17 protein-coding genes and 1 riboswitch are annotated in these 20,109 nt (G+C 61.0%); of the genes, 13 read left to right on the top strand and 4 right to left on the bottom strand.

Translation table 11 applies throughout. The annotated features are described in order from the left end of the window. Positions 1 to 113: 113 nt before the first annotated feature. On the bottom strand, positions 114 to 446 hold the full coding sequence (locus ACIOWE_RS22850) for a multidrug efflux SMR transporter (RefSeq protein WP_103304632.1): 333 nt from the start codon (positions 444 to 446) through the stop codon (positions 114 to 116). A 102-nt stretch (positions 447 to 548) separates the two neighbouring features. On the opposite strand from ACIOWE_RS22850, the gene ACIOWE_RS22845 reads away from it, so the two are divergent. Both ACIOWE_RS22845 and waaA read left to right on the top strand, forming a co-directional pair. Then, the gene (locus ACIOWE_RS22845; RefSeq protein ID WP_401396202.1) at positions 549 to 1,451 is read left to right on the top strand and encodes a LysR family transcriptional regulator; all 903 of its coding nucleotides are present in this window, start codon (positions 549 to 551) and stop codon (positions 1,449 to 1,451) included. An 11-nt stretch (positions 1,452 to 1,462) separates the two neighbouring features. After that, positions 1,463 to 2,737 carry a lipid IV(A) 3-deoxy-D-manno-octulosonic acid transferase gene (gene waaA / locus ACIOWE_RS22840; RefSeq protein WP_401396139.1) on the top strand — a complete coding sequence of 425 codons (1,275 nt, stop codon included), beginning with the start codon at positions 1,463 to 1,465 and terminating at the stop codon, positions 2,735 to 2,737. A 191-nt stretch (positions 2,738 to 2,928) separates the two neighbouring features. Here the strand turns inward: waaA and ACIOWE_RS22835 are convergent, their stop codons facing one another. Beyond that, complete coding sequence (locus tag ACIOWE_RS22835) at positions 2,929 to 4,362, bottom strand: TolC family outer membrane protein (RefSeq protein ID WP_401396136.1); 1,434 nt, start codon at positions 4,360 to 4,362, stop codon at positions 2,929 to 2,931. 206 nt (positions 4,363 to 4,568) lie between these two features. Continuing rightward, positions 4,569 to 4,674: riboswitch (TPP riboswitch) on the top strand. 146 nt (positions 4,675 to 4,820) lie between these two features. On the opposite strand from ACIOWE_RS22835, the gene thiC reads away from it, so the two are divergent. Continuing rightward, positions 4,821 to 6,710, top strand: coding sequence for a phosphomethylpyrimidine synthase ThiC (thiC, locus tag ACIOWE_RS22830; protein WP_401396133.1), 1,890 nt, complete (start codon positions 4,821 to 4,823; stop codon positions 6,708 to 6,710). 140 nt (positions 6,711 to 6,850) lie between these two features. Continuing rightward, complete coding sequence (gene cytX / locus ACIOWE_RS22825; protein WP_401396130.1) at positions 6,851 to 8,143, top strand: putative hydroxymethylpyrimidine transporter CytX; 1,293 nt, start codon at positions 6,851 to 6,853, stop codon at positions 8,141 to 8,143. Here the strand turns inward: cytX and ACIOWE_RS22820 are convergent. After that, entirely contained in the window at positions 8,112 to 8,858 is a 747-nt protein-coding gene (locus ACIOWE_RS22820; protein WP_401396127.1) for an RsiV family protein, read from the bottom strand. The two genes, cytX and ACIOWE_RS22820, sit on opposite strands and share 32 nt — an antisense overlap. A 228-nt stretch (positions 8,859 to 9,086) precedes the next feature. On the opposite strand from ACIOWE_RS22820, the gene ACIOWE_RS22815 reads away from it, so the two are divergent. The 9 genes from ACIOWE_RS22815 (at position 9,087) to ACIOWE_RS22775 (ending at position 18,448) form a co-directional block, all read left to right on the top strand. Next, a complete protein-coding gene (locus tag ACIOWE_RS22815; protein WP_166218737.1) occupies positions 9,087 to 9,704 on the top strand; it encodes an NUDIX domain-containing protein in 618 nt (205 codons plus the stop codon). Continuing rightward, positions 9,695 to 10,147 carry a DUF1249 domain-containing protein gene (locus ACIOWE_RS22810; RefSeq protein ID WP_053116744.1) on the top strand — a complete coding sequence of 151 codons (453 nt, stop codon included), beginning with the start codon at positions 9,695 to 9,697 and terminating at the stop codon, positions 10,145 to 10,147. The genes ACIOWE_RS22815 and ACIOWE_RS22810 overlap by 10 nt, the downstream gene beginning before the upstream one ends. Before the next feature lie 99 nt (positions 10,148 to 10,246). Continuing rightward, positions 10,247 to 11,062: a 3',5'-cyclic-AMP phosphodiesterase gene (gene cpdA / locus ACIOWE_RS22805; protein ID WP_401396124.1), complete on the top strand. Its 816-nt coding sequence runs from the start codon at positions 10,247 to 10,249 to the stop codon at positions 11,060 to 11,062. A gap of 158 nt (positions 11,063 to 11,220) precedes the next feature. Continuing rightward, positions 11,221 to 11,829 (top strand): YqiA/YcfP family alpha/beta fold hydrolase, encoded by a 609-nt coding sequence (locus ACIOWE_RS22800; RefSeq protein WP_401396122.1) that lies wholly within the window; start codon positions 11,221 to 11,223, stop codon positions 11,827 to 11,829. A 41-nt stretch (positions 11,830 to 11,870) separates the two neighbouring features. Continuing rightward, positions 11,871 to 13,778 (top strand): DNA topoisomerase IV subunit B, encoded by a 1,908-nt coding sequence (parE, locus tag ACIOWE_RS22795; protein ID WP_103304642.1) that lies wholly within the window; start codon positions 11,871 to 11,873, stop codon positions 13,776 to 13,778. Further along, positions 13,778 to 14,767 carry an esterase-like activity of phytase family protein gene (locus ACIOWE_RS22790; RefSeq protein WP_401396119.1) on the top strand — a complete coding sequence of 330 codons (990 nt, stop codon included), beginning with the start codon at positions 13,778 to 13,780 and terminating at the stop codon, positions 14,765 to 14,767. Before parE ends, ACIOWE_RS22790 begins: the two co-directional genes overlap by 1 nt. Beyond that, on the top strand, positions 14,764 to 15,288 hold the full coding sequence (locus ACIOWE_RS22785) for a TIGR02281 family clan AA aspartic protease (protein WP_007915776.1): 525 nt from the start codon (positions 14,764 to 14,766) through the stop codon (positions 15,286 to 15,288). The genes ACIOWE_RS22790 and ACIOWE_RS22785 overlap by 4 nt, the downstream gene beginning before the upstream one ends. A gap of 7 nt (positions 15,289 to 15,295) precedes the next feature. Beyond that, positions 15,296 to 17,560 carry a DNA topoisomerase IV subunit A gene (gene parC / locus ACIOWE_RS22780; protein WP_201235807.1) on the top strand — a complete coding sequence of 755 codons (2,265 nt, stop codon included), beginning with the start codon at positions 15,296 to 15,298 and terminating at the stop codon, positions 17,558 to 17,560. Between the two features lie 177 nt (positions 17,561 to 17,737). After that, positions 17,738 to 18,448, top strand: a complete 711-nt coding sequence (locus ACIOWE_RS22775; protein ID WP_166218747.1) for a membrane integrity-associated transporter subunit PqiC — start codon at positions 17,738 to 17,740, stop codon at positions 18,446 to 18,448. A gap of 233 nt (positions 18,449 to 18,681) precedes the next feature. On the opposite strand, the gene ACIOWE_RS22770 is transcribed toward ACIOWE_RS22775, so the two are convergent. After that, positions 18,682 to 20,109 (bottom strand): AhpA/YtjB family protein (locus ACIOWE_RS22770; protein WP_401396116.1); only part of this gene is annotated, 1,428 nt, incomplete at its 5' end.

Here is a 20,109-nt window from a genome sequence, read left to right as displayed (position 1 = left end):
AAACCGATGTGGGAGCGAGCCTGCTCGCGAATGCGGTGTGTCAGGCAACATTGTTGTCGATTGACACGCCCTCTTCGCGAGCAGGCTCGCTCCTACAGGGATTGGGGTTGGCTTTAATGGCCGGCGGTTTTCGAGAAGAGCTGGATGACGACTACGCCGAGGACAATCAGCGCCATCCCGAGCATCGCCGGGATATCCAGTTTCTGCCCATAGATAAACAGCGCCGCCACGCTGACCATGACGATACCCATGCCGGCCCACACCGCATAGGCAACGCCCACCGGCACGGTGCGCACCACCAGCGTCAGCATCCAGAAGGCGATGCCGTAGCCGACGATCACCAGAATCAGCGGCAATGGCGTGCTGATGCCCTTGACCGCTTTCATCGAAACGGTGGCTATCACTTCGGCGCAAATGGCAATGGCCAGATAGACGTAGGCGTTCATGTTCAATCCTCAAGTGAAACGTTGCTTTCTGTGATGGGCATTCTAGTGCTTGCGCAGATGCGGTAAAGTCATTACCTATCTGTTCTAGAGATGGGTTGGTGAATCAACATGCAATGGAATCTCGATCAGCTACGGGTGTTCGTCGACGTCGCCGAACTGCGCTCGTTTTCCGCCGTAGCGCGCCGGCAGCGCAAGGCACAATCGGCGATCAGCAGCGCCATCGCCCTGCTCGAAGACGATCTCGGGGTCAGCCTGTTCGAGCGTAGCAGTGGCCGTCAGCCGAGCCTCACCGAAACGGGGGAGGCGTTGCTTGAAGAAGCCCGGGAAGTGCTTCGCCAATGCGAGCGCCTCAACGGTCGGGCCATGGCAATGATGCGCGGGCAGGAAGCGCAGTTGCGTGTGGCGCAGGATGAGGCGATGCCCTATCAGGCGCTGGTGGAAAGTTTTGGCGCGCTGGCCGAGCAGTTTCCCAGCCTGGAAGTGCAATTGACCAGCGCGGCTCAAGGCGAGGTCGCACGCAAACTGGTCGAGCGCCGCGCCGATCTCGGGCTGTTGTTCTATCACGACGAAATCCCCGAAGCGCTGGAGCGGCGGGTGCTCGGCAGCGTGGAAATGGTCACGGTCTGCGGTATCAATCATCCGTTGGCGTCGCAGTCCTACGTCACTTGTGAGCAACTGGCGCAACATCGGCAGTTGTTGATGTCGACGCAAACCAGCGTTTATCCCGGCAACGAGCCGGCCAGCCCGCAGGTGTGGCGTGCCGACAGTTTTTACGTGATGGCCGAATGGCTGGTGCGTGATCTTGGCTGGGCGTGGCTGCCACGTCATGTCGTGCAGTACTCGGCGTATCACGGCCTGATGGTGGAGCTGGACAGCGAATGGACGCCGCCGGCGCTGGTGGTGGAACTGGTCTGGCGTCGCGACGAGCCGTTAGGGCCGGCAGCGCGTTGGCTGGCCGAACGTTTTGCCGTGCACTTGCGGGCGATCGGCGACAAAAGTCGATAAACTCCGCCGCCATGAATAGAACTCTCTACACCGCGCTGTTTTACCTGGGGCTGCCATTGGTGGCGATTCGGCTGTGGCTGCGCTCGCGCAAGGCACCGGCGTATGCCAAGCGGATTGGCGAGCGTTTTTCCTACGGGATGCCACCGCTGCAACCCGGCGGCATCTGGGTGCACGCGGTGTCGGTGGGCGAAAGCATCGCTGCCGCGCCAATGATCCGCGTCTTGCTGCAACGTTATCCGACGCTGCCGATCACCGTGACCTGCATGACCCCGACCGGTTCGGAGCGCATTCATGCACTGTTCGCCAATGAGCCGCGCATCCAGCATTGCTACCTGCCGTACGACTTGCCTTGTGCGGCGGCGCGTTTTCTTGATCGAGTGCAGCCCAAGCTCGCGGTGATCATGGAAACCGAATTGTGGCCTAACCACATTCACCAATGCGCCAAGCGCGGGATTCCCGTGGCGCTGGCCAACGGCCGATTGTCCGAACGCTCGGCCAAGGGTTACGGCCGCTTCAGCAAACTGACCGCGCCGATGCTCGCCGAGATGAGTTTTTTTGCCGTGCAGACCGAGGCGGAAGCGCAGCGCTTCCGTGATCTGGGCGCACGAGCCGAGACAGTCGAGGTCACCGGCTCGATCAAGTTCGATCTGACGATCGACCCGCAGCTTCTGCAACGAGCCGCTGATTTGCGTGGCCAATGGCAGGCGCTGGAGCGTCCGGTGTGGATCGCCGCGAGCACCCACGAAGGCGAGGACGAGGTGGTACTGGACGCCCATCGTCGCTTGCTCGCGAACTATCCGAATGCGCTGTTGATTCTGGTGCCGCGTCATCCGGAGCGTTTCAACTCGGTGTTTGAGTTGTGCCAACGCGAAGGTTTTGCCACGGTGCGTCGCTCCACCGGCGCCAATGTCGATGCGCAAACCTCAGTGCTGCTCGGCGACACCATGGGCGAGTTGCTGTTTCTCTATGCCTTGGCTGACAGCGCATTTGTTGGCGGTAGCCTGGTGGCGAACGGCGGGCACAATCTGCTGGAACCTGCCGCGCTGGCGAAACCGGTGTTGAGTGGTCCGCACTTGTTCAACTTCCTCGACATCGCCGCGCAATTGCGCGAAGCCGGGGCGTTGGCCGAGGTGGATGATGCCGAAGGGCTGGCGGTGGAAGTGCAGCGCTTGTTTGAGTTGCCGCGTGATGCGCAGCGCATGGCCGAAGCCGGGCTGGCGGTGATGCGCCGCAATCAGGGCGCTCTGCAGCGCTTGCTGGATGGCTTGGGCCGGTTGATCAAATAGTCTGTATACACAAAACACTGTGGCGAGGGAGCTTGCTCCCGCTGGAGGGCGAAGCTCTCCCCAGCATTCTTTCAGGCACACCTGATTGGCAGGTTTGCGACTGCTATGCAGCCGAGCGGGAGCAAGCTCCCTCGCCACAGAGCCCGCGTAGATCAGCCAAATTATCTGGCCGCGCTCGCGGGTTTTTGCTTTTAAGGCCGTGCCTTGAGCTGCGCCTCGGCTGCCTTGGCCAGATCCGGTGGCAGGAAGTCCTTGTCCGGGTTGTAGTCAGCTTTCAGATATCGCGTCAGATCCTGCAAGTCCCCCGGGTTCAACGTCCCCGCCGCCTGCTTCAAGCGCAGGTTGTCGAGGATGTAGTCATAGCGGGTGTTGTTGTAGTTGCGCACCGAGGTGTACAGCTGACGCTGCGCATCGAGCACGTCGACGATGTTGCGCGTACCGACCTGATAACCGATTTCCGTGGCTTCCACTGCGCTCTGGTTGGAGATGATCGACTGCCGGCGGGCCTGCACCTGCTCGACATCGGTATTCACCGCCCGGTGCAGGTTGCGGGTGTTTTCGACGATCTGCCGACGCAGGGATTCGCGCTGCTGTTCGCTCTGGTTCAGTTGTTCATACGACTGGCGCACTTGCGAACTGGTCAGCCCGCCGCTGTAGATGGGGATGTTCAGTTGCAGACCCAGCGTGCTTTGTTCGACGTTGCCACGGTACGGCGTGCCGAAGGCATTCGGGTTGGCGAAACCGAGCGCATCGTTGTCGCCTTTTTCGTATTTGGCCACGGCGTCGAGGGTCGGCAAGTGGCCGGCCTTGCGCTGCTTCAGGGTCTGTTCGGCCGAGCTGACGGCGAAGTTGCTGGCCAGCAGATTGAGGTTCTGTTTCGCCGCCGTATCGACCCACGCCTTGGCGTCGTTCGGCGCTGGCGGCAGGATCGGCAACGTGTGAACGATGCCCTGAATCGCGTTGTACTGGCGGTTGGTCAGGGTGATCAGTGCTTCGAACGCATCATCGACCTGGCGCTGGGCGACGATCCGGTTGGCCCGCGCGGTGTCGTAACTGGCCTGCGATTGCAGCACATCGGTCTTGTCCGACAGGCCGACATCGAAACGCTCGTTGGACTGGTCGAGCTGGCGCTTGAACGCGGCTTCTTCTGCCTTGGTCGAGGCCAGGTTGTCCTGGCTGCGCAGCACATTGAAGTAGTCTTCGGCCGATTGCAGGATCAGGTTCTGTTCGGTCGCCGACAGTTGCAGTGCGGCCTGCTCGTTGACGTCCTTGGCGGCTTGATACTGGAACCAGCGATCAGCGCGAAACAACGGTTGCGCCAGCGTGGCCTGATACGAGTGAGCGCTGCGATTGGCGATAGCCGAAGGCTGGTCGATCGACGTGCGCACGTCGGCAACTTCGGCGCCGCCGGACAGATTCGGCAGCAAACCGGCTCGGGCCTGTGGCACCACTTCTTTCTGGGCGCCGTACTGGGCGCGGGCGGCGGCCAGATCGGCGTTGTTGTCGACCGCTTCCTGATAGACGCTGACCAGATCGGTTTTGGTCGACAAGGGCGCTTCTGCTGCCCAGGCCATTGCGTTGGACGCACAAGACACGGCAAGAGCCAGTGAAAGTTTGCGCAGCATGAGGCGATCCCTAGCATGAATATTATGGAAATAATGTGCGCGCCAAGGCTACGGCGCGGCCCCCGCAGCGTCAAGGCGCAGCGGGGCTAGGCGAGTGTAGTTGTGCATTGCGGCGGCAACAATCCTGCAAGTCCTGCCAATTGCGCCATTCATCATGGTGTTTGCCGCGGTGTTGGCGTTCTTTGCCGGTTGTGTCTAGACTGGCCGGGTTCTTGTCGGGGTGCCTTGCTATGAGGCTGAGATCGAATAATTTCGGATCCCGTTGAACCTGATCAGGTTAGCGCCTGCGTAGGGAACAAGATTTCTCGTCACCCGGCGAGTCCTCTTGTGCTTCGTCCGGGAAATTGTTCGACAATCGAACGCTCGACGACGATGCACAGCACCAGTCCTGGTGCGTCCGTGCCTTTCAGGTTCTGCTCCGACAATCCACTGCCTGGATGCTGTCTGGAGAGCCCGTGATGACTACAAAATCAAAAAACGCGATCAACCTGAGTGACTCGGCCAAGGTCGACGAGCAATCGGTCAAGCCGTTCACCCGTTCGCAAAAAATCTACGTTCAGGGCTCTCGTCCGGACATCCGCGTGCCAATGCGCGAAATCACCCTTGATGTGACCCCGACCGACTTCGGTGGCGAAATCAACGCGCCGGTCACCGTCTACGACACCTCCGGCCCTTACACCGACCCCAACGTCGTGATCGATGTGCGTAAAGGTCTCGGCGATGTGCGTTCGGCGTGGATCGACGACCGTGGCGACACCGAGCGCCTGCCGGGCCTGAGCTCGAACTTCGGCCAGCAGCGTCTGGCCGATGCCGAGCTGACCAAACTGCGTTTCGCCCACGTCAACAACCCGCGCCGCGCCAAGGCCGGGGCCAACGTCAGCCAGATGCACTACGCGCGCCAAGGCATCATCACCGCCGAGATGGAATACGTCGCCATCCGCGAAAACATGAAGCTGCAAGAGGCTCGCGCTGCTGGCCTGTTGAACCAGCAACACGCCGGCCACAGCTTCGGCGCAAGCATTCCGAAAGAAATCACTGCCGAATTCGTCCGCGAAGAAATCGCCCGTGGTCGCGCGATCATTCCGGCCAACATCAACCACGTCGAACTGGAACCGATGATCATCGGCCGCAACTTCCTGGTGAAGATCAACGGCAACATCGGCAACAGTGCGCTGGGTTCGTCCATCGAAGAAGAAGTGGCGAAACTGACCTGGGGCATTCGCTGGGGTTCGGACACCGTGATGGACTTGTCCACCGGTAAACACATTCACGAAACCCGCGAGTGGATCATCCGCAACTCGCCAGTGCCGATCGGCACCGTGCCGATTTATCAGGCGCTGGAGAAGGTCAACGGCGTCGCTGAAGACCTGACTTGGGAGCTGTTCCGCGACACGCTGATCGAGCAGGCTGAACAAGGTGTCGACTACTTCACCATCCATGCTGGCGTGTTGCTGCGCTATGTGCCGCTGACTGCCAAACGCGTGACCGGCATTGTTTCCCGTGGCGGTTCGATCATGGCCAAGTGGTGCCTGGCGCACCACAAAGAGAACTTCCTTTACACCCACTTCGACGAAATCTGCGAAATCATGAAGGCCTACGACGTCAGCTTCTCGCTGGGCGACGGCCTGCGTCCGGGCTCGATTGCCGACGCCAACGACGAAGCGCAGTTCGGCGAACTGGAAACCCTTGGCGAGCTGACCAAGATCGCCTGGAAGCACGACGTGCAGTGCATGATCGAAGGCCCTGGCCACGTGCCGATGCAGTTGATCAAAGAGAACATGGACAAGCAGCTGGAGTGCTGCGACGAGGCGCCGTTCTACACCCTCGGTCCGCTGACCACCGACATCGCACCGGGTTACGACCACATCACCTCCGGTATCGGTGCGGCGATGATCGGCTGGTTCGGTTGCGCGATGCTCTGCTACGTGACGCCGAAAGAGCACTTGGGCCTGCCGAACAAGGATGACGTGAAGACCGGGATCATCACGTACAAGATCGCCGCTCACGCTGCCGACCTTGCGAAGGGCCATCCAGGCGCACAGATTCGCGACAACGCCTTGAGCAAGGCGCGTTTCGAATTCCGTTGGGAAGATCAGTTCAACCTCGGTCTGGACCCGGACACCGCCCGTTCGTATCACGATGAAACCCTGCCGAAGGATTCGGCGAAGGTCGCGCACTTCTGTTCGATGTGCGGGCCGAAATTCTGCTCGATGAAGATCACTCAGGAAGTCCGCGAATATGCGGCCAACCAGCGGATCGACGCGGTCGACGTGGACGTCGCCCAGGGCCTGGCGGAACAGGCCGAGCGGTTCAAGAAGGAAGGCAGTCAGCTGTACAAAAAGGTTTGATCTGACCTGAGAAGGTGGGGCCTGCAAGGGCCCCTTCGCGAGCAGGCTCGCTCCCACATTGGAATGCATTCTCCTGTGGGAGCGAGCCTGCTCGCGAATGCGGTCAACACAACAACAAATGTCCCTCTGAGATAACACCCTTGAGCATTCAACCCAGCACCTATTCCCCCGACCTCGCCGTGCCCGCCGACAAGCGTGTATTCGGCGGTCGCGATCTGTTTTCCCTGTGGTTCTCTCTCGGCATCGGCCTGATGGTCTTGCAGACTGGCGCATTGCTCGCGCCGGGTCTGGGCCTGTCCGGCTCGTTGCTGGCAATCTTTCTCGGCACGTTGGTCGGCGTGCTGCTGCTGGCCGCTGTCGGCGTGATCGGCAGCGACACCGGTCTGTCGTCGATGGCTGCCCTCAAACTCAGCCTCGGCCGCAAAGGCGCGAGCCTGCCGGCGCTGCTCAATCTGCTGCAACTGATCGGCTGGGGCTCCTTCGAAATCATCGTCATGCGCGACGCCGCCAGCCTGCTGGGCACGCGCGCTTTCGGCGAGCACTCGTTGTGGGCATACCCGCTATTGTGGACCTTGTTTTTCGGCACGCTGGCGACCTTGCTTGCCGTGAGCGGGCCGCTGACATTCGTCCGCAAGATCCTGCGCAAGTGGGGGATCTGGTTGTTGCTCGGCGCGTGCATCTGGCTGACCTGGAACCTGTTCGCCAAGGCTGATCTGGCGGCGCTGTGGGCGCAGGCCGGTGATGGTTCGATGCCGTTCGCCGTGGGCTTCGACATTGCTATCGCGATGCCGCTGTCGTGGCTGCCGCTGATCGCCGACTACTCGCGTTTCGGCAAGCGCGCGAAAAACGTTTTCGGTGGCACCGCGATCGGCTTCTTTATCGGTAATTTCTGGCTGATGAGCCTTGGCGTTGCCTACACCCTGGCGTTCGCGCCGAGCGGTGAAGTCAATGCATTGCTGCTGGCCCTGGCCGGCGCCGGGCTAGGCATTCCGCTGCTGTTGATTCTGCTCGATGAGTCGGAAAACGCCTTCGCCGACATTCACTCGGCAGCGGTGTCCAGCGGGATTCTGTTGCGCTTCAAAGTCGAGCACTTGGCCTTGGCCATCGGCGTGATCTGCACGCTGATCGCATTGCTGGCGCCATTGGCGCAGTACCAGAATTTCCTGCTGCTGATCGGCTCGGTGTTTGCGCCGCTGTTTGGCGTGGTGCTGGTGGATCACTTCATTCTGCGCAAACGCAGCGCTCAGGTCGCTTCAGCCGCATTGCGCTGGCCGGCGCTGTTGGCGTGGCTGGGTGGCGTGAGCACCTACCACTTGCTGGCGAATCTGTATCCGGATGTCGGCGCAACCCTGCCGGCGCTGGTGCTGGCAGGGTTGTTGCAGTTCGTGCTGGGTCGGGCCTTCAGTTACGGCCGGGAAACAGCTCGGGCTTGAGGATGCCGTTCAGGCGTGGATAAGGAATCTTCAGTTCGACGTGGCCCAGCGCGTAAGGCGCGATGGTGGTCACGTCGTACTTGAGGATCACGCCGCCGTAGGTCAGTGCCACGTTCTGGGTTTTCACGAACGGCCAGTTCTTGACGAACTCCGGTTCCTGATCGAGCTTGGTGCTGATCAACCAGCTGTTATGCGCCACTTGCGCAGCCTTCCAGAACGCGTCTTCCTGACCCGGCAGCAGCATGTCGGACAGGTTCAGCACTTTGTGCTGCTGGCGCGAATAGTTGATGAAGCCACGACCCGGTGTGCCATGGGCACCGCCGGTGTCGAGGTAGCTCGACAACTCGATGATCACCAAGCCGTCATGCTGCTCGCGTACTTTCGCTTGCAGGTAGCTGCTGTTGCGCGGGCCGGCAGTGGCCAGGAACTGCTCGCGATAGGCCGCCAGGGTCGGTGCGACCGGCGCGTTTTTCTCGGTGCGGGTCATTTGCAGCAGACGCTTTTCGATAATCCCGTCCAGGGCCGGTTCCGCCGGGAAGCGTAACGTATCGATGTTCACCAGTGGACAATCAGGGTTGGAACAGCCGGGTTTCAGCTGTTCCCACGCATCGCGGGTGGTCTCCAGCGGCGTGCGGTAGTTGGGCTGGAACAGGCTGGCGCAGGCGCCCAGAGTCAGGGCGATGGCGGCCACGGAGGCAATTTTGAAAAGCGACATGGGCGTCCTTTCGAAAGCAGGGGAAGGCAAAAAGATATCCGCTTCGACTCTCGCAGAAGCAGTCAGTTCGCCACTAAGCTAATTAGAGTGGGTTTCGCCTCCACCGTCCATCCCGCTGACGGTAAAGGGGCTGCATCAAATGGTGCGGGCGCGTTAGGATGGCGCGAAGTCGAGGTTGCCGGTAACACAGGGAACCTCGTAATGGATTCGCCGTAAACGAGGATGCTCATGACTGATTTTGCCAACTCCACGCCGACCACCGTCGATGTCGTAAAGCGCGAGCGCTGCTACGAGGGCTTCTACAAGCTCGACCGTTTGCACCTGCGCCACGAGTTGTTTGCCGGCGGCATGAGTCGGGAGATCAATCGCGAAGTGTTCGTGCGTCATGATGCCGTCTGCATGCTGCCTTACGATCCGCAGCGCGACGAAGTGGTGCTGATCGAGCAGTTCCGTGTGGGCGCCATGGGCAAGACTGACAACCCGTGGCTGGTCGAACTGGTCGCCGGTCTGATCGACAAGGCAGAAGTGCCGGAAGAAGTTGCTCACCGCGAAGCGCAGGAGGAAGCTGGGCTGGACATCAAGGCCTTGTGGCCGATGACCAAATATTTCCCGTCGCCGGGCGGCAGCAACGAGTTCGTGCATTTGTATCTGGGGCGTTGCAGCACTGAAGGGGTTGGCGGCCTGCATGGGCTGGAGGAAGAGGCAGAAGATATCCGCGTCACGGTCTGGGCCTTCGAAGATGCCTTGCAGGCCGTACGCGACGGACGCATTGCCAACGCGGCGAGCATCATCGCCTTGCAATGGCTGGCGCTGAACCGCGCCGAAGTGAGGGGGTTATGGTCGTAAACAAGCTGCGCGATCGTTATCGGGTTGACCTCGCCGGGCTGCAAGCCGCCTGCGAGGCCAACTATGCGCGCCTGATGCGACTGGTGCCGGACATGCGCAACGACCCCGAGGCGCGGCGCATCGCCGTGACTCAGGGTGAGCAAATGCTCGGCGTGCTGGCCCTTGAAGTCCTGCAGACCTGTCCGTACACCACCACCTTGCAAGTGCGCCAGGAACACAGCCTGCCGTGGCTGCCGGTGCCGCAACTGGAAGTTCAGGTCTATCACGATGCACGCATGGCCGAAGTGGTCAGCGCCGAGCATGCACGACGCTTTCGCGGCATCTATCCTTACCCGAACGCCGCGATGCATCAGCCCGATGAAAAAGCTCAGCTCAATCTGTTCCTGGGGGAATGGCTGAGTCATTGCCTGGCGTTGGGGCACGAGTACGAAGTCGTACGCTAGTTGTGAACTGCGTCCGGTTCGCCGGTTTCCCCTTTCACTCATCCCCCAGCATAATTGCGCCATTCAACCGAATCCGTGCCTTTGCCCTGGGAGAACGCCTTGCCAAGCGTATCCATGTTGACCACCGCCGATCCGGCGTTGCTGGTGCAGTTGTCCGACAGCCATCTGTTCGCTGAGGCGGACGGCACGCTGCTGGGCATGAACACCCGCGAGAGCCTGCAAAAGGTCATTGAGCTGGTGCTCAAGCAGCAGCCGCAGATCGATCTGATGCTGGCCACCGGGGATCTTTCCCAGGACGGCACACTGGAGTCGTATCAGCAGTTTCGTGATATGAGCGCGCAGATCGATGCGCCGGCGCGCTGGATTCCCGGCAATCACGACGAACCACAGGTCATGGCGGCGGCGGCGGTGCAGAGTGCGCTGCTGGAGTCGGTCGTTGATGTCGGCAACTGGCGCGTGACCCTGCTGGACTCGGCCGTACCGGGTTCAGTGCCGGGTTATCTTCAGGACGATCAATTGCAACTGCTGGCCCGCTCGCTGAGCGAAGCGCCGGAGCGCCATCATCTGGTGTGCTTCCACCATCATCCGGTACCGGTGGGTTGTGCCTGGGCGGAACCGATAGGCTTGCGCAATCCCGAGGCGTTTTTCGAAGTGCTGGATCGTTTTCCACAGGCACGGGCGGTGTTGTGGGGGCATGTGCATCAGGAGATTGATCGCGAACGCAATGGCGTGCGCCTGATGGCCTCACCTTCGACATGTATTCAGTTCGAACCAAACAGTGAAGACTTCAAGGTCGGTGAGCAATCACCGGGTTATCGCTGGTTGCGGCTGTTGCCCGATGGTCGGCTCGAAACCGGCGTCGAGCGCGTCACCGACTTCGAGTTCACCGTCGATTACGGCTCCAACGGTTACTGAATACCGAGTCGCGGCCTTCGCGAGCAGGCTCACTCCCACATTGGAACGCGAACACCTGTGGGAGCGAGCCTGCTCGCGAAGGCGTCCTTACAAACACCCACGAATTCGATGACTCCCTGTAAACTCCGCTATCTTTCGCCGACACTCAGGGAGCTCAAATGTCCGGTTCGATCCTCTATATCCACGGCTTCAACAGCGCACCGGCCTCGAAAAAGGCCTGTCAGCTGGTCGAGGTGATGAAACAGCTGGGTTTGAGCGATCAACTGCGTGTCCCGGCACTGCATCATCACCCGCGTGAAGCCATCGGTCAGTTGGAACAAGCGATTGCCGAACTGGGCAGCCCGCTGCTGGTGGGAAGCTCACTCGGCGGCTACTATGCGACTCACCTGGCCGAGCGGCATGGCCTGAAAGCCCTGTTGGTCAACCCGGCCGTCAGTCCGCACCGGATGTTCGACGGTTATCTGGGCACGCAGAAAAACCTGTATACCGATGAGACCTGGGAATTGACCCACGACCATGTGACGGCTCTGGCCGAACTGGAAGTGCCGGCGCCCCAGGATGCGCAGCGTTATCAGGTCTGGTTGCAGACCGGCGATGAAACACTGGACTATCGCCTCGCCCAGCAGTATTACCGGGCCTGTGCCTTGCGCATTCAGGCCGGCGGCGACCATAGCTTTCAGGGATTTACCGGACAATTGCCGGGGTTGTTGAGTTTTGCCGGCATTGGCGCCGATTTGTATCAGGCAATCGATTTCACCGCACTGTGAAGTCTTGCCCCTATTTCATGAATGACTGACGACGAGACCCTATGGCCACTCCCAGCGCTAGCTCTTATAACGCCGACGCCATCGAAGTCCTCTCGGGCCTCGACCCGGTGCGCAAACGCCCCGGCATGTACACCGACACCAGTCGGCCGAACCACCTTGCCCAGGAAGTCATCGACAACAGCGTCGACGAAGCCCTGGCCGGCCACGCCAAATCGGTACAGGTCATCCTGCACGCCGACCACTCGCTGGAAGTCAGCGACGACGGCCGTGGCATGCCGGTCGACATCCACCCGGAAGAGGGCGTGTCGGGCGTTGAGCTGATCCTCACCAAGCTGCACGCGGGTGGCAAGTTTTCCAACAAGAACTACCAGTTCTCCGGCGGTCTGCACGGCGTGGGTATTTCTGTGGTCAACGCCTTGTCGACCGAAGTCCGGGTACGCGTCAAGCGTGACGGCAACGAATACCAGATGACCTTCAACGACGGTTTCAAGGCCTCCGAGCTGGAAATCGTCGGCACTGTCGGCAAGCGCAACACCGGCACCAGCGTGTACTTCGCGCCGGATCCGAAATATTTCGATTCGCCGAAATTCTCCATCAGCCGCCTCAAGCACGTACTCAAGGCCAAGGCCGTTCTGTGTCCGGGTCTGTTGGTCAGCTTCGAAGACAAAGGCACCGGCGAGAAAGTCGAGTGGCATTACGAAGACGGCCTGCGCTCCTATCTGGTCGACGCCGTCAGCGAATTCGAACGCCTGCCGAACGAGCCGTTCTGCGGTGCCTTCGCCGGTAACAAGGAAGCGGTCGACTGGGCGCTGTTGTGGCTGCCGGAAGGCGGCGACGCGGTGCAGGAAAGCTACGTCAACCTGATCCCGACGGCGCAGGGCGGTACCCACGTCAACGGTTTGCGTCAGGGCCTGCTCGACGCGATGCGCGAGTTCTGTGAATTCCGCAGCCTGCTGCCGCGCGGCGTGAAGCTGGCGCCGGAAGATGTCTGGGAGCGCATCGCTTTCGTCCTGTCGATGAAGATGCAAGAACCGCAATTCTCCGGCCAGACCAAAGAGCGTCTGTCGTCCCGTGAAGCGGCAGCGTTTGTTTCCGGTGTGGTCAAGGACGCCTTCAGCCTGTGGCTCAACGCCAACCCGGAAACCGGTCTGGCGCTGGCCGAACTGGCGATCAACAACGCCGGCCGTCGCCTCAAGGCGAGCAAGAAAGTCGAGCGTAAACGCGTTACTCAGGGGCCGGCGCTGCCGGGCAAACTGGCTGACTGCGCCGGGCAGGACCCGATGCGTTCCGAGCTGTTTCTGGTCGAAGGTGATTCCGCCGGTGGTTCCGCCAAACAAGCGCGGGACAAGGAGTTCCAGGCGATCCTGCCGTTGCGCGGCAAGATCCTCAACACCTGGGAAGTCGACGGCAGTGAAGTGCTCGCCAGTCAGGAAGTGCACAACATCGCCGTGGCCATCGGTGTCGATCCGGGCGCCGCAGACATGAGCCAGCTGCGCTACGGCAAGATCTGCATCCTCGCCGACGCCGACTCCGACGGTTTGCACATCGCAACCCTGCTGTGCGCGTTGTTCGTCCAGCATTTCCGCCCGTTGGTGGATGCCGGTCACGTCTACGTCGCGATGCCGCCGCTGTACCGCATCGACCTCGGCAAAGAGATCTACTACGCCCTCGACGAAGCCGAGCGCGACGGGATTCTCGACCGTCTGGTGGCCGAAAAGAAACGCGGCAAACCACAGGTCACCCGATTCAAAGGTCTGGGTGAAATGAACCCGCCACAACTGCGTGAAACCACCATGGACCCGAACACTCGGCGTCTGGTGCAACTGACGCTGGGCGAAGACTTCGCCGAAACCTCGGAAATGATGGACATGCTGCTGGCGAAGAAACGCGCCGGTGACCGCAAGACCTGGCTCGAATCCAAGGGCAACCTCGCCGAGGTGCTGGCCTGATGCGGTTTGGCTGGGCCCTGGCAGGTGCGTTGCTGCTGAGTGCGATGACAGTCTCGGCCGAGCCGTTACAGGAATTGCGCCTGCTCTCCGAGCATCCGGTCGACGGCATGCGCGGCGGCAACCTGTCGGGGCTGGCGCTGTGCGGTAATGAGTTGTGGACAGTGTCCGACCGCGACGATGACCAGATCTATCGGCTTAATACCGCTGATCAGGTCTGGCAGGCCCAAACCGTGCACATCGACGTGCCGCCAGTGCCGGACAGCGGCTTGCCGTGGGGGCTGAGTTCGCGCACCTGGGCGGCGTCGTTTATTCGTGGCGGTGATCTGGATTTCGAAGGCATCACCTGCGACAACGCCGGCAATCGCTACATTGTCAGCGAGGCGCATGCTGCGGTGCTGCAAGTGCCGCCACAAGGCCCGGCGGCGTGGTTGAAGATTTCGCCGATGCTGGTGAAGGAGGCTCGTGCCAGTGGCATGTTGCTGCACTTCAACGCCTTGTTCGAAGGGCTGGCGATCAACCCGGCGGGCGATCAGCTGTGGCTGGCTGCCGAGCGTGAGCGCCGTGGCCTGCTGAAGATCAAGCGGCAACAAACGGTCTGGGATTGTGAGGGCGCCTGCGTGCTGCTCAGCGAAGCCGGGGTCGAAATGCAGCCGCCGCAGTTTCCCAAGGCCCGTGCCGTCACCCGCGACTTCGCTGATCTGTCGCTGTTCAACGGCAAGCTGTTTACCCTTGAGCGCAATGCCTTTCAGATCTGCCGCCGCGATGCAGTGACTGCCAAGGTCGAGCAATGCTGGTCGTATGCACAAGATGCCTTGCAGCCTCAGCGCCAGTATTCACAGGCCTTCGGCCTGGCAGAAGCGCTGGTGGTGGATGCGCAGGGCGCGTGGATCGGCATCGACAACAACGACGGCGTCCGCGCCGACGGCGAAAAGCGCCCGATCGTCTGGCGCTTTGCCGCGCCGGACGGCGGTTGGAGCGCCAAGCCGTGAGCCAGCAGCCACCGGGCAAACGCGCCGGGCGGGTGCTGATGATTCTGGCCTGGTGCGCAGCTCTGTTTCTGGCCACGCGGTTTTTTGGCCAGTGGGAACAGCGCCAGCAGAATCCGAACGTGGTGGTCAGTTCGGAGCAGGGCGAAGGGTTTATCGAAGTGAAGCTGGCCGGCAATGCCCAAGGGCATTTTGTCGCCAGCGGCCAGATCAACGGCGAGCCGGTCGAGTTCATGCTCGATACTGGCGCAACCGATGTGGCGATCCCGGCGGATCTGGCCAAGCGTTTGAAGCTGGAAGAAGGCTTCGGTGTGACCTTGAGCACGGCCAATGGCCTGAGCCAGGGCTATCGGACGAAGATTGACCGCCTGCAACTGGGCGACATCGTGCTGCGGGATGTCCGTGCACTGGTGGCGCCGGGGCTGCATGGTGACCAGGTGCTGCTCGGCATGAGCGCCCTGAACAAACTTGAATTTACTCAGCGCGGTGGCACCATGCTGCTGCGCCAGACAACGAACCGATGAGGCCTGCATGAGCAATCCCCTTGATCTCAGCCTGGACGGTGTAGAACGCCGCTCGCTGGCTGACTTCACCGAAAGTGCCTACCTCAACTACTCCATGTACGTGATTATGGACCGTGCTTTGCCGCATATCGGCGACGGCCTGAAACCGGTACAGCGTCGCATCATTTATGCGATGAGCGAGCTGGGGCTGGACGCCGATTCCAAGCACAAGAAATCGGCGCGTACCGTCGGTGACGTGCTCGGCAAGTTCCACCCGCACGGCGACTCGGCGTGCTACGAAGCGATGGTGCTGATGGCCCAGCCATTCAGCTATCGCTACACGCTGGTCGATGGCCAGGGTAACTGGGGTGCGCCGGACGATCCGAAGTCCTTCGCCGCCATGCGTTATACCGAAGCACGCTTGTCGCGCTATTCCGAAGTGCTGCTCAGCGAACTGGGCCAGGGCACTGCCGACTGGGGCCCGAACTTCGACGGCACCCTGCAGGAACCGCTGGTTCTGCCGGCGCGCCTGCCGAACATTCTGCTCAACGGCACCACCGGTATCGCCGTGGGCATGGCCACCGACGTGCCGCCGCACAACCTGCGTGAAGTTGCCACCGCTTGCGTACGCTTGCTCGATGAGCCGAAAGCCACGGTCGAGCAGCTCTGCGAACACATTCAAGGCCCGGATTATCCGACCGAAGCGGAAATCATCACGCCGCGTGCCGACCTGCTGAAAATGTACGAAACCGGCAAGGGCTCGGTGCGCATGCGCGCCGTGTACCACGTCGAGGATGGCGACATCATCGTCACCGCGCTGCCGCATCAGGTGTCCGGCGCGAAAGTGCTGGAACAGATCGCCGCGCTGATGCAGGCGAAACCGTCGAAAGCCCCGCAGATCGCTGACCTGCGCGACGAATCCGACCACGAAAACCCGTGCCGCATCGTGATCATTCCGGTCAACAGCCGTGTTGATCACGAAGCGCTGATGCAGCACCTGTTCGCCAGCACCGAGCTGGAGTCGACCTACCGGGTCAACGTCAACATCATCGGTCTGGACGGTAAGCCGCAGCTGAAAAACCTCCGTGCCTTGCTGGTCGAATGGCTGGAATTCCGCGTGCAGACCGTGCGTCGCCGCCTGCAATTCCGCCTCGACAAGGTCGAGCGTCGTCTGCACCTGTTGGACGGTTTGCTGATCGCCTACCTCAACCTGGATGAAGTGATCCACATCATCCGCACCGAGGAACACCCGAAAGCCAAGCTGATCGAGCGCTTCGCCCTTAGCGAAATCCAGGCCGACTACATCCTCGACACCCGTCTGCGGCAGTTGGCGCGACTGGAAGAGATGAAGCTGCGCGACGAGCAGGACGAACTGCTCAAGGAACAAGCCAAGCTGCAAGCCCTGCTGGGCAGCGAAGCCAAGCTGAAGAAGCTGGTGCGCACCGAACTGCTGAAAGACGCCGAAACCTATGGCGACGACCGTCGCTCGCCTATCGTCGAGCGTACCGAAGCCAAGGCGCTGACCGAACACGATCTGCTGCCGAACGAGAAAGTCACCGTAGTACTGTCGGAAAAAGGCTGGATCCGTTCGGCCAAGGGCCATGAGATCGACGCCACTGGCCTGTCGTACAAGGCCGGCGATGGCTTCAAGACCTCGGCGGCGGGGCGTTCCAACCAGTCTGCCGTGGTTATTGACTCCACCGGCCGCAGCTATTCGGTCGCCGCGCATACGCTGCCGTCGGCTCGTGGCCAGGGCGAACCGTTGACTGGTCGTCTGACACCGCCACCGGGCGCGACCTTCGAATGCGTGCTGATGCCTGAAGACGATGCGTTGTACGTGATCGCGTCCGACGCCGGTTACGGTTTCGTCGTCAAAGGCGAAGACCTGCAAGCCAAGAACAAGGCCGGTAAAGCCCTGTTGAGCCTGCCGAACAACGCCAAGGTTATTGCGCCGCGTCCGGTGGTCGATCGTGAGCAGAATTGGCTGGCCTCGGTCACGACCGAGGGTCGCCTGCTGATCTTCAAAATCAGCGATCTGCCACAATTAGGGAAGGGCAAAGGCAACAAGATCATCGGTATTTCCGGTGAGCGCGTGGCCAGTCGCGAAGAATATGTCACGGACATCGCCGTGCTTCCGGAAGGCGCCACTTTGGTGCTTCAAGCCGGGAAACGGACCCTGTCACTGAAAGCCGACGACCTCGAACACTACAAGGGTGAGCGTGGGCGTCGTGGCAACAAGTTGCCGCGTGGCTTCCAGCGGGTCGATGCGCTGCTCGTCGAAAACCTCAATTAGGCGTCCTAGAGCGCCGTATCTACGATTTAACGCGTAGATCGGCGCTTTGGCGCTGGAGTCGGAACGCATATTCACGGATGATATGGCCTTTCCAAGCGCCGGCGTGGCCGAGCGTTCTTCATATTTATTGAGTATTTTCACTGTGGTCAGCCTTGTGGCGGCCACCTGGACGGGATGATGACTGCTCTGCGCCCCCTTATTTTCCTGCTCGCCGGCGTTTTGGGCCTGGCGGGTTGCAGCGTTCACCAGCCGGTGTCGCTGTATCAACTGGACAGCGGAAGTCCGGTTCAGCCTGCGCAAAGCGCAGGCATGGCGGTTTTGTTAGGCCCGGTAGTCGTAGCCGATTACCTGCAACGTGAGACTTTGCTGCAACGTCAACCGGACGGCAGTCTGCAAGCGGCGACAGATGGTCGTTGGGCGGGCAGCCTTTCGTCGGATATCGATCAGTTGTTGATGCGTCAGGTTGCCGGTCATCTGGACAGCCAGCGCGTGGTACTGGCTCCGGCTACAACCGGGTTTACCCCGGACGTGCAGGTATTGCTGACCATCACGCGTCTGGACTCCGGTGTAAAACAACCGGCGATTCTCGATGCGCAGTGGCGTTTGATCGACCGTCGTGGTCAGGTGCGCGACAACCGCATCATTCACCTGCAGGAACTGCACGCCGGCAGCACGGCCTCGCAGGTTCAGGCGCAAGGGATTCTGTTGCAGCGTCTGGCCGAGCAACTGTCGGTTGCGCTGAAACCGTTGGCCAATCAGCCACCAGTGGCCGAGGCACCGCGTAAAGCGGCACCGAAACCGGCGGCGCCAGCGGCAGAAGCCGAGAAGCAGCCGAAGATTCCGATGGCATCACCAATTCGTACGGATATGGAAGTGTTCCGCTTCTAAGCCTGGATCGAGTCAAGACAGAGCCCGCCTTGTGCGGGCTTTGTTGTGTCTGTGGGCTGGTGATCTTTGTGGCCGGTGCTGACGCCTTCGCGAGCAGGCTCGCTCCCACAGGGAATGTGGGCGTTGCTGATCAAGTGTGGGAGCGAGCCTGCTCGCGAAGGGGATGGCACAGGCAACAAAAAAGCCCGCAGACAATCACTCGTCTGCGGGCTTCGATGTTTCAGGCCTGAGGCTTACGCCCGGCGCTCATGCATCCGCGCCAGTTGCCGTTCGAGCATCGACGGGTAAGGCTCCATCAAGCGCTCTACACAGCAGGCACCTTCAGGGCTGGCGATCGGGCGGATCCGCGCACGCTGGCGAATCAGCGCGTCATCACTGATCTTGCGCTCAACCAGCAGCAGATTGCGGCTGTGCTGCGACAGGGCCAGTGCATCCTGGGCCGAATCGGTCAGCAGCAGATCAATCTGGCTCAGACCGAACAACTCATCACCCAGGGTCAGACCCAGCTGCAATTGCAGGGTAATACCGCTGTCCGCCACTTCAATCTGCAACTGATGGCCCAGCGCCCGCAGCAACTCGCCGCAGCAGATGGCGTTGGTCAGGTAGTCGTCACCGCAGTCTTCAGTGTGGAACAGCATCAATGTGCTGCCGTCGTTCAGGGTTTCGATTTCGCCCTGATACAGCGAAGCGGCTTGTTCGAGGCAGTCACGATAGCGTTCCTGCAATTCGTCCAGTCGCGCTTTAGGCAAGCGGCGCAGTTGCTCTTGCGAACCCAGTTGCACCGCCAGCACCGCGGTGTGTTGTGGCACGCTTGGCGTCGCTTTGCGAATCACCGGTTGCGCGGTTTCAGCAAGCGATTCGTCACGCAGATCGGCGAACGCGTCATCGTCCTCATCGTCCTCGACGGTGCTGACCACATGGCGTGGTGCGGGCTTTTGCGCAGCCAGCGGACGAGTCTCGTCGAAGCTCGGATCACGCAGGTTGCGCACTTCGAACTCGGGCTCGTCGTCCTCGTCTTCGAACTCGGGTTCCGCTACAGGTGCAGGTTCCGGCGCGTAGTTGGCGTGCAGCTGACGAGCCAGATCGCCGATTTCATCCTGACGGTCTATACCCGGCGTGTGTTCGTCGATCCGGCGCAACCAGACGCGCAACTGCAGCAACGGCGTCGACAGGTAACGGCCCATACGCAGACTCAAGGCCAGCGACAGCGCCAACAGAATCGCACTCAAAATGCCCATGCTTTGCAGGCTGATGGTCATCGGCTGCTGGAACTGATCCATGTCGAGGCTGATGCGCAGTTGCCCGGCGGTCACGTCCTGGAAAGTGATCTTGCTCTCGTACATGCCTTCGGCTTCGCCCAACAGGCTGTGCTTGGGGCGCTGACCGGATTCGGCGAGGATGCGGTTATCCACGCTATAGATCGCCGCGTGGGCCACCAATTTGTTCTTGGTCAGGTTATTGAGCAGCACGTTGAGGCTGAGGATGTCGTTGGACACCAGCAGCTCCGTAGCGGAAGTGGCGGTCTGCGTGGTCAGGCTTTCGCCCAGCGCATCGGCCTGCTCGTGCATGGCCTGCTTGAATTGCAAACCCATCACGCCGGCATAGATCACCAGGGCCAGAGCGACCAGGATCACGTTATGGCTGGCAATGCGCAATGCAAT

The sequence above is a fragment of the Pseudomonas sp. NPDC087598 genome (assembly GCF_044743525.1).
Classification (GTDB): domain Bacteria; phylum Pseudomonadota; class Gammaproteobacteria; order Pseudomonadales; family Pseudomonadaceae; genus Aquipseudomonas.
The sequence above is the reverse complement of the archived record's forward strand: the minus strand, read 5'-3'. Positions and strand labels throughout refer to the sequence as shown.

Excerpts from the sequence above, each read along its gene's own strand:
- ACIOWE_RS22850 (WP_103304632.1), bottom strand. The coding sequence starts at position 446 with ATGAACGCCTACGTCTATCTGGCCATTGCCATTTGCGCCGAAGTGATA.
- waaA (WP_401396139.1), top strand. The coding sequence starts at position 1,463 with ATGAATAGAACTCTCTACACCGCGCTGTTTTACCTGGGGCTGCCATTG.
- ACIOWE_RS22835 (WP_401396136.1), bottom strand. The coding sequence starts at position 4,362 with ATGCTGCGCAAACTTTCACTGGCTCTTGCCGTGTCTTGTGCGTCCAAC.
- thiC (WP_401396133.1), top strand. The coding sequence starts at position 4,821 with ATGACTACAAAATCAAAAAACGCGATCAACCTGAGTGACTCGGCCAAG.
- ACIOWE_RS22820 (WP_401396127.1), bottom strand. The coding sequence starts at position 8,858 with ATGTCGCTTTTCAAAATTGCCTCCGTGGCCGCCATCGCCCTGACTCTG.
- ACIOWE_RS22815 (WP_166218737.1), top strand. The coding sequence starts at position 9,087 with ATGACTGATTTTGCCAACTCCACGCCGACCACCGTCGATGTCGTAAAG.
- ACIOWE_RS22810 (WP_053116744.1), top strand. The coding sequence starts at position 9,695 with ATGGTCGTAAACAAGCTGCGCGATCGTTATCGGGTTGACCTCGCCGGG.
- ACIOWE_RS22800 (WP_401396122.1), top strand. The coding sequence starts at position 11,221 with ATGTCCGGTTCGATCCTCTATATCCACGGCTTCAACAGCGCACCGGCC.
- parE (WP_103304642.1), top strand. The coding sequence starts at position 11,871 with ATGGCCACTCCCAGCGCTAGCTCTTATAACGCCGACGCCATCGAAGTC.
- ACIOWE_RS22790 (WP_401396119.1), top strand. The coding sequence starts at position 13,778 with ATGCGGTTTGGCTGGGCCCTGGCAGGTGCGTTGCTGCTGAGTGCGATG.
- parC (WP_201235807.1), top strand. The coding sequence starts at position 15,296 with ATGAGCAATCCCCTTGATCTCAGCCTGGACGGTGTAGAACGCCGCTCG.
- ACIOWE_RS22775 (WP_166218747.1), top strand. The coding sequence starts at position 17,738 with ATGACTGCTCTGCGCCCCCTTATTTTCCTGCTCGCCGGCGTTTTGGGC.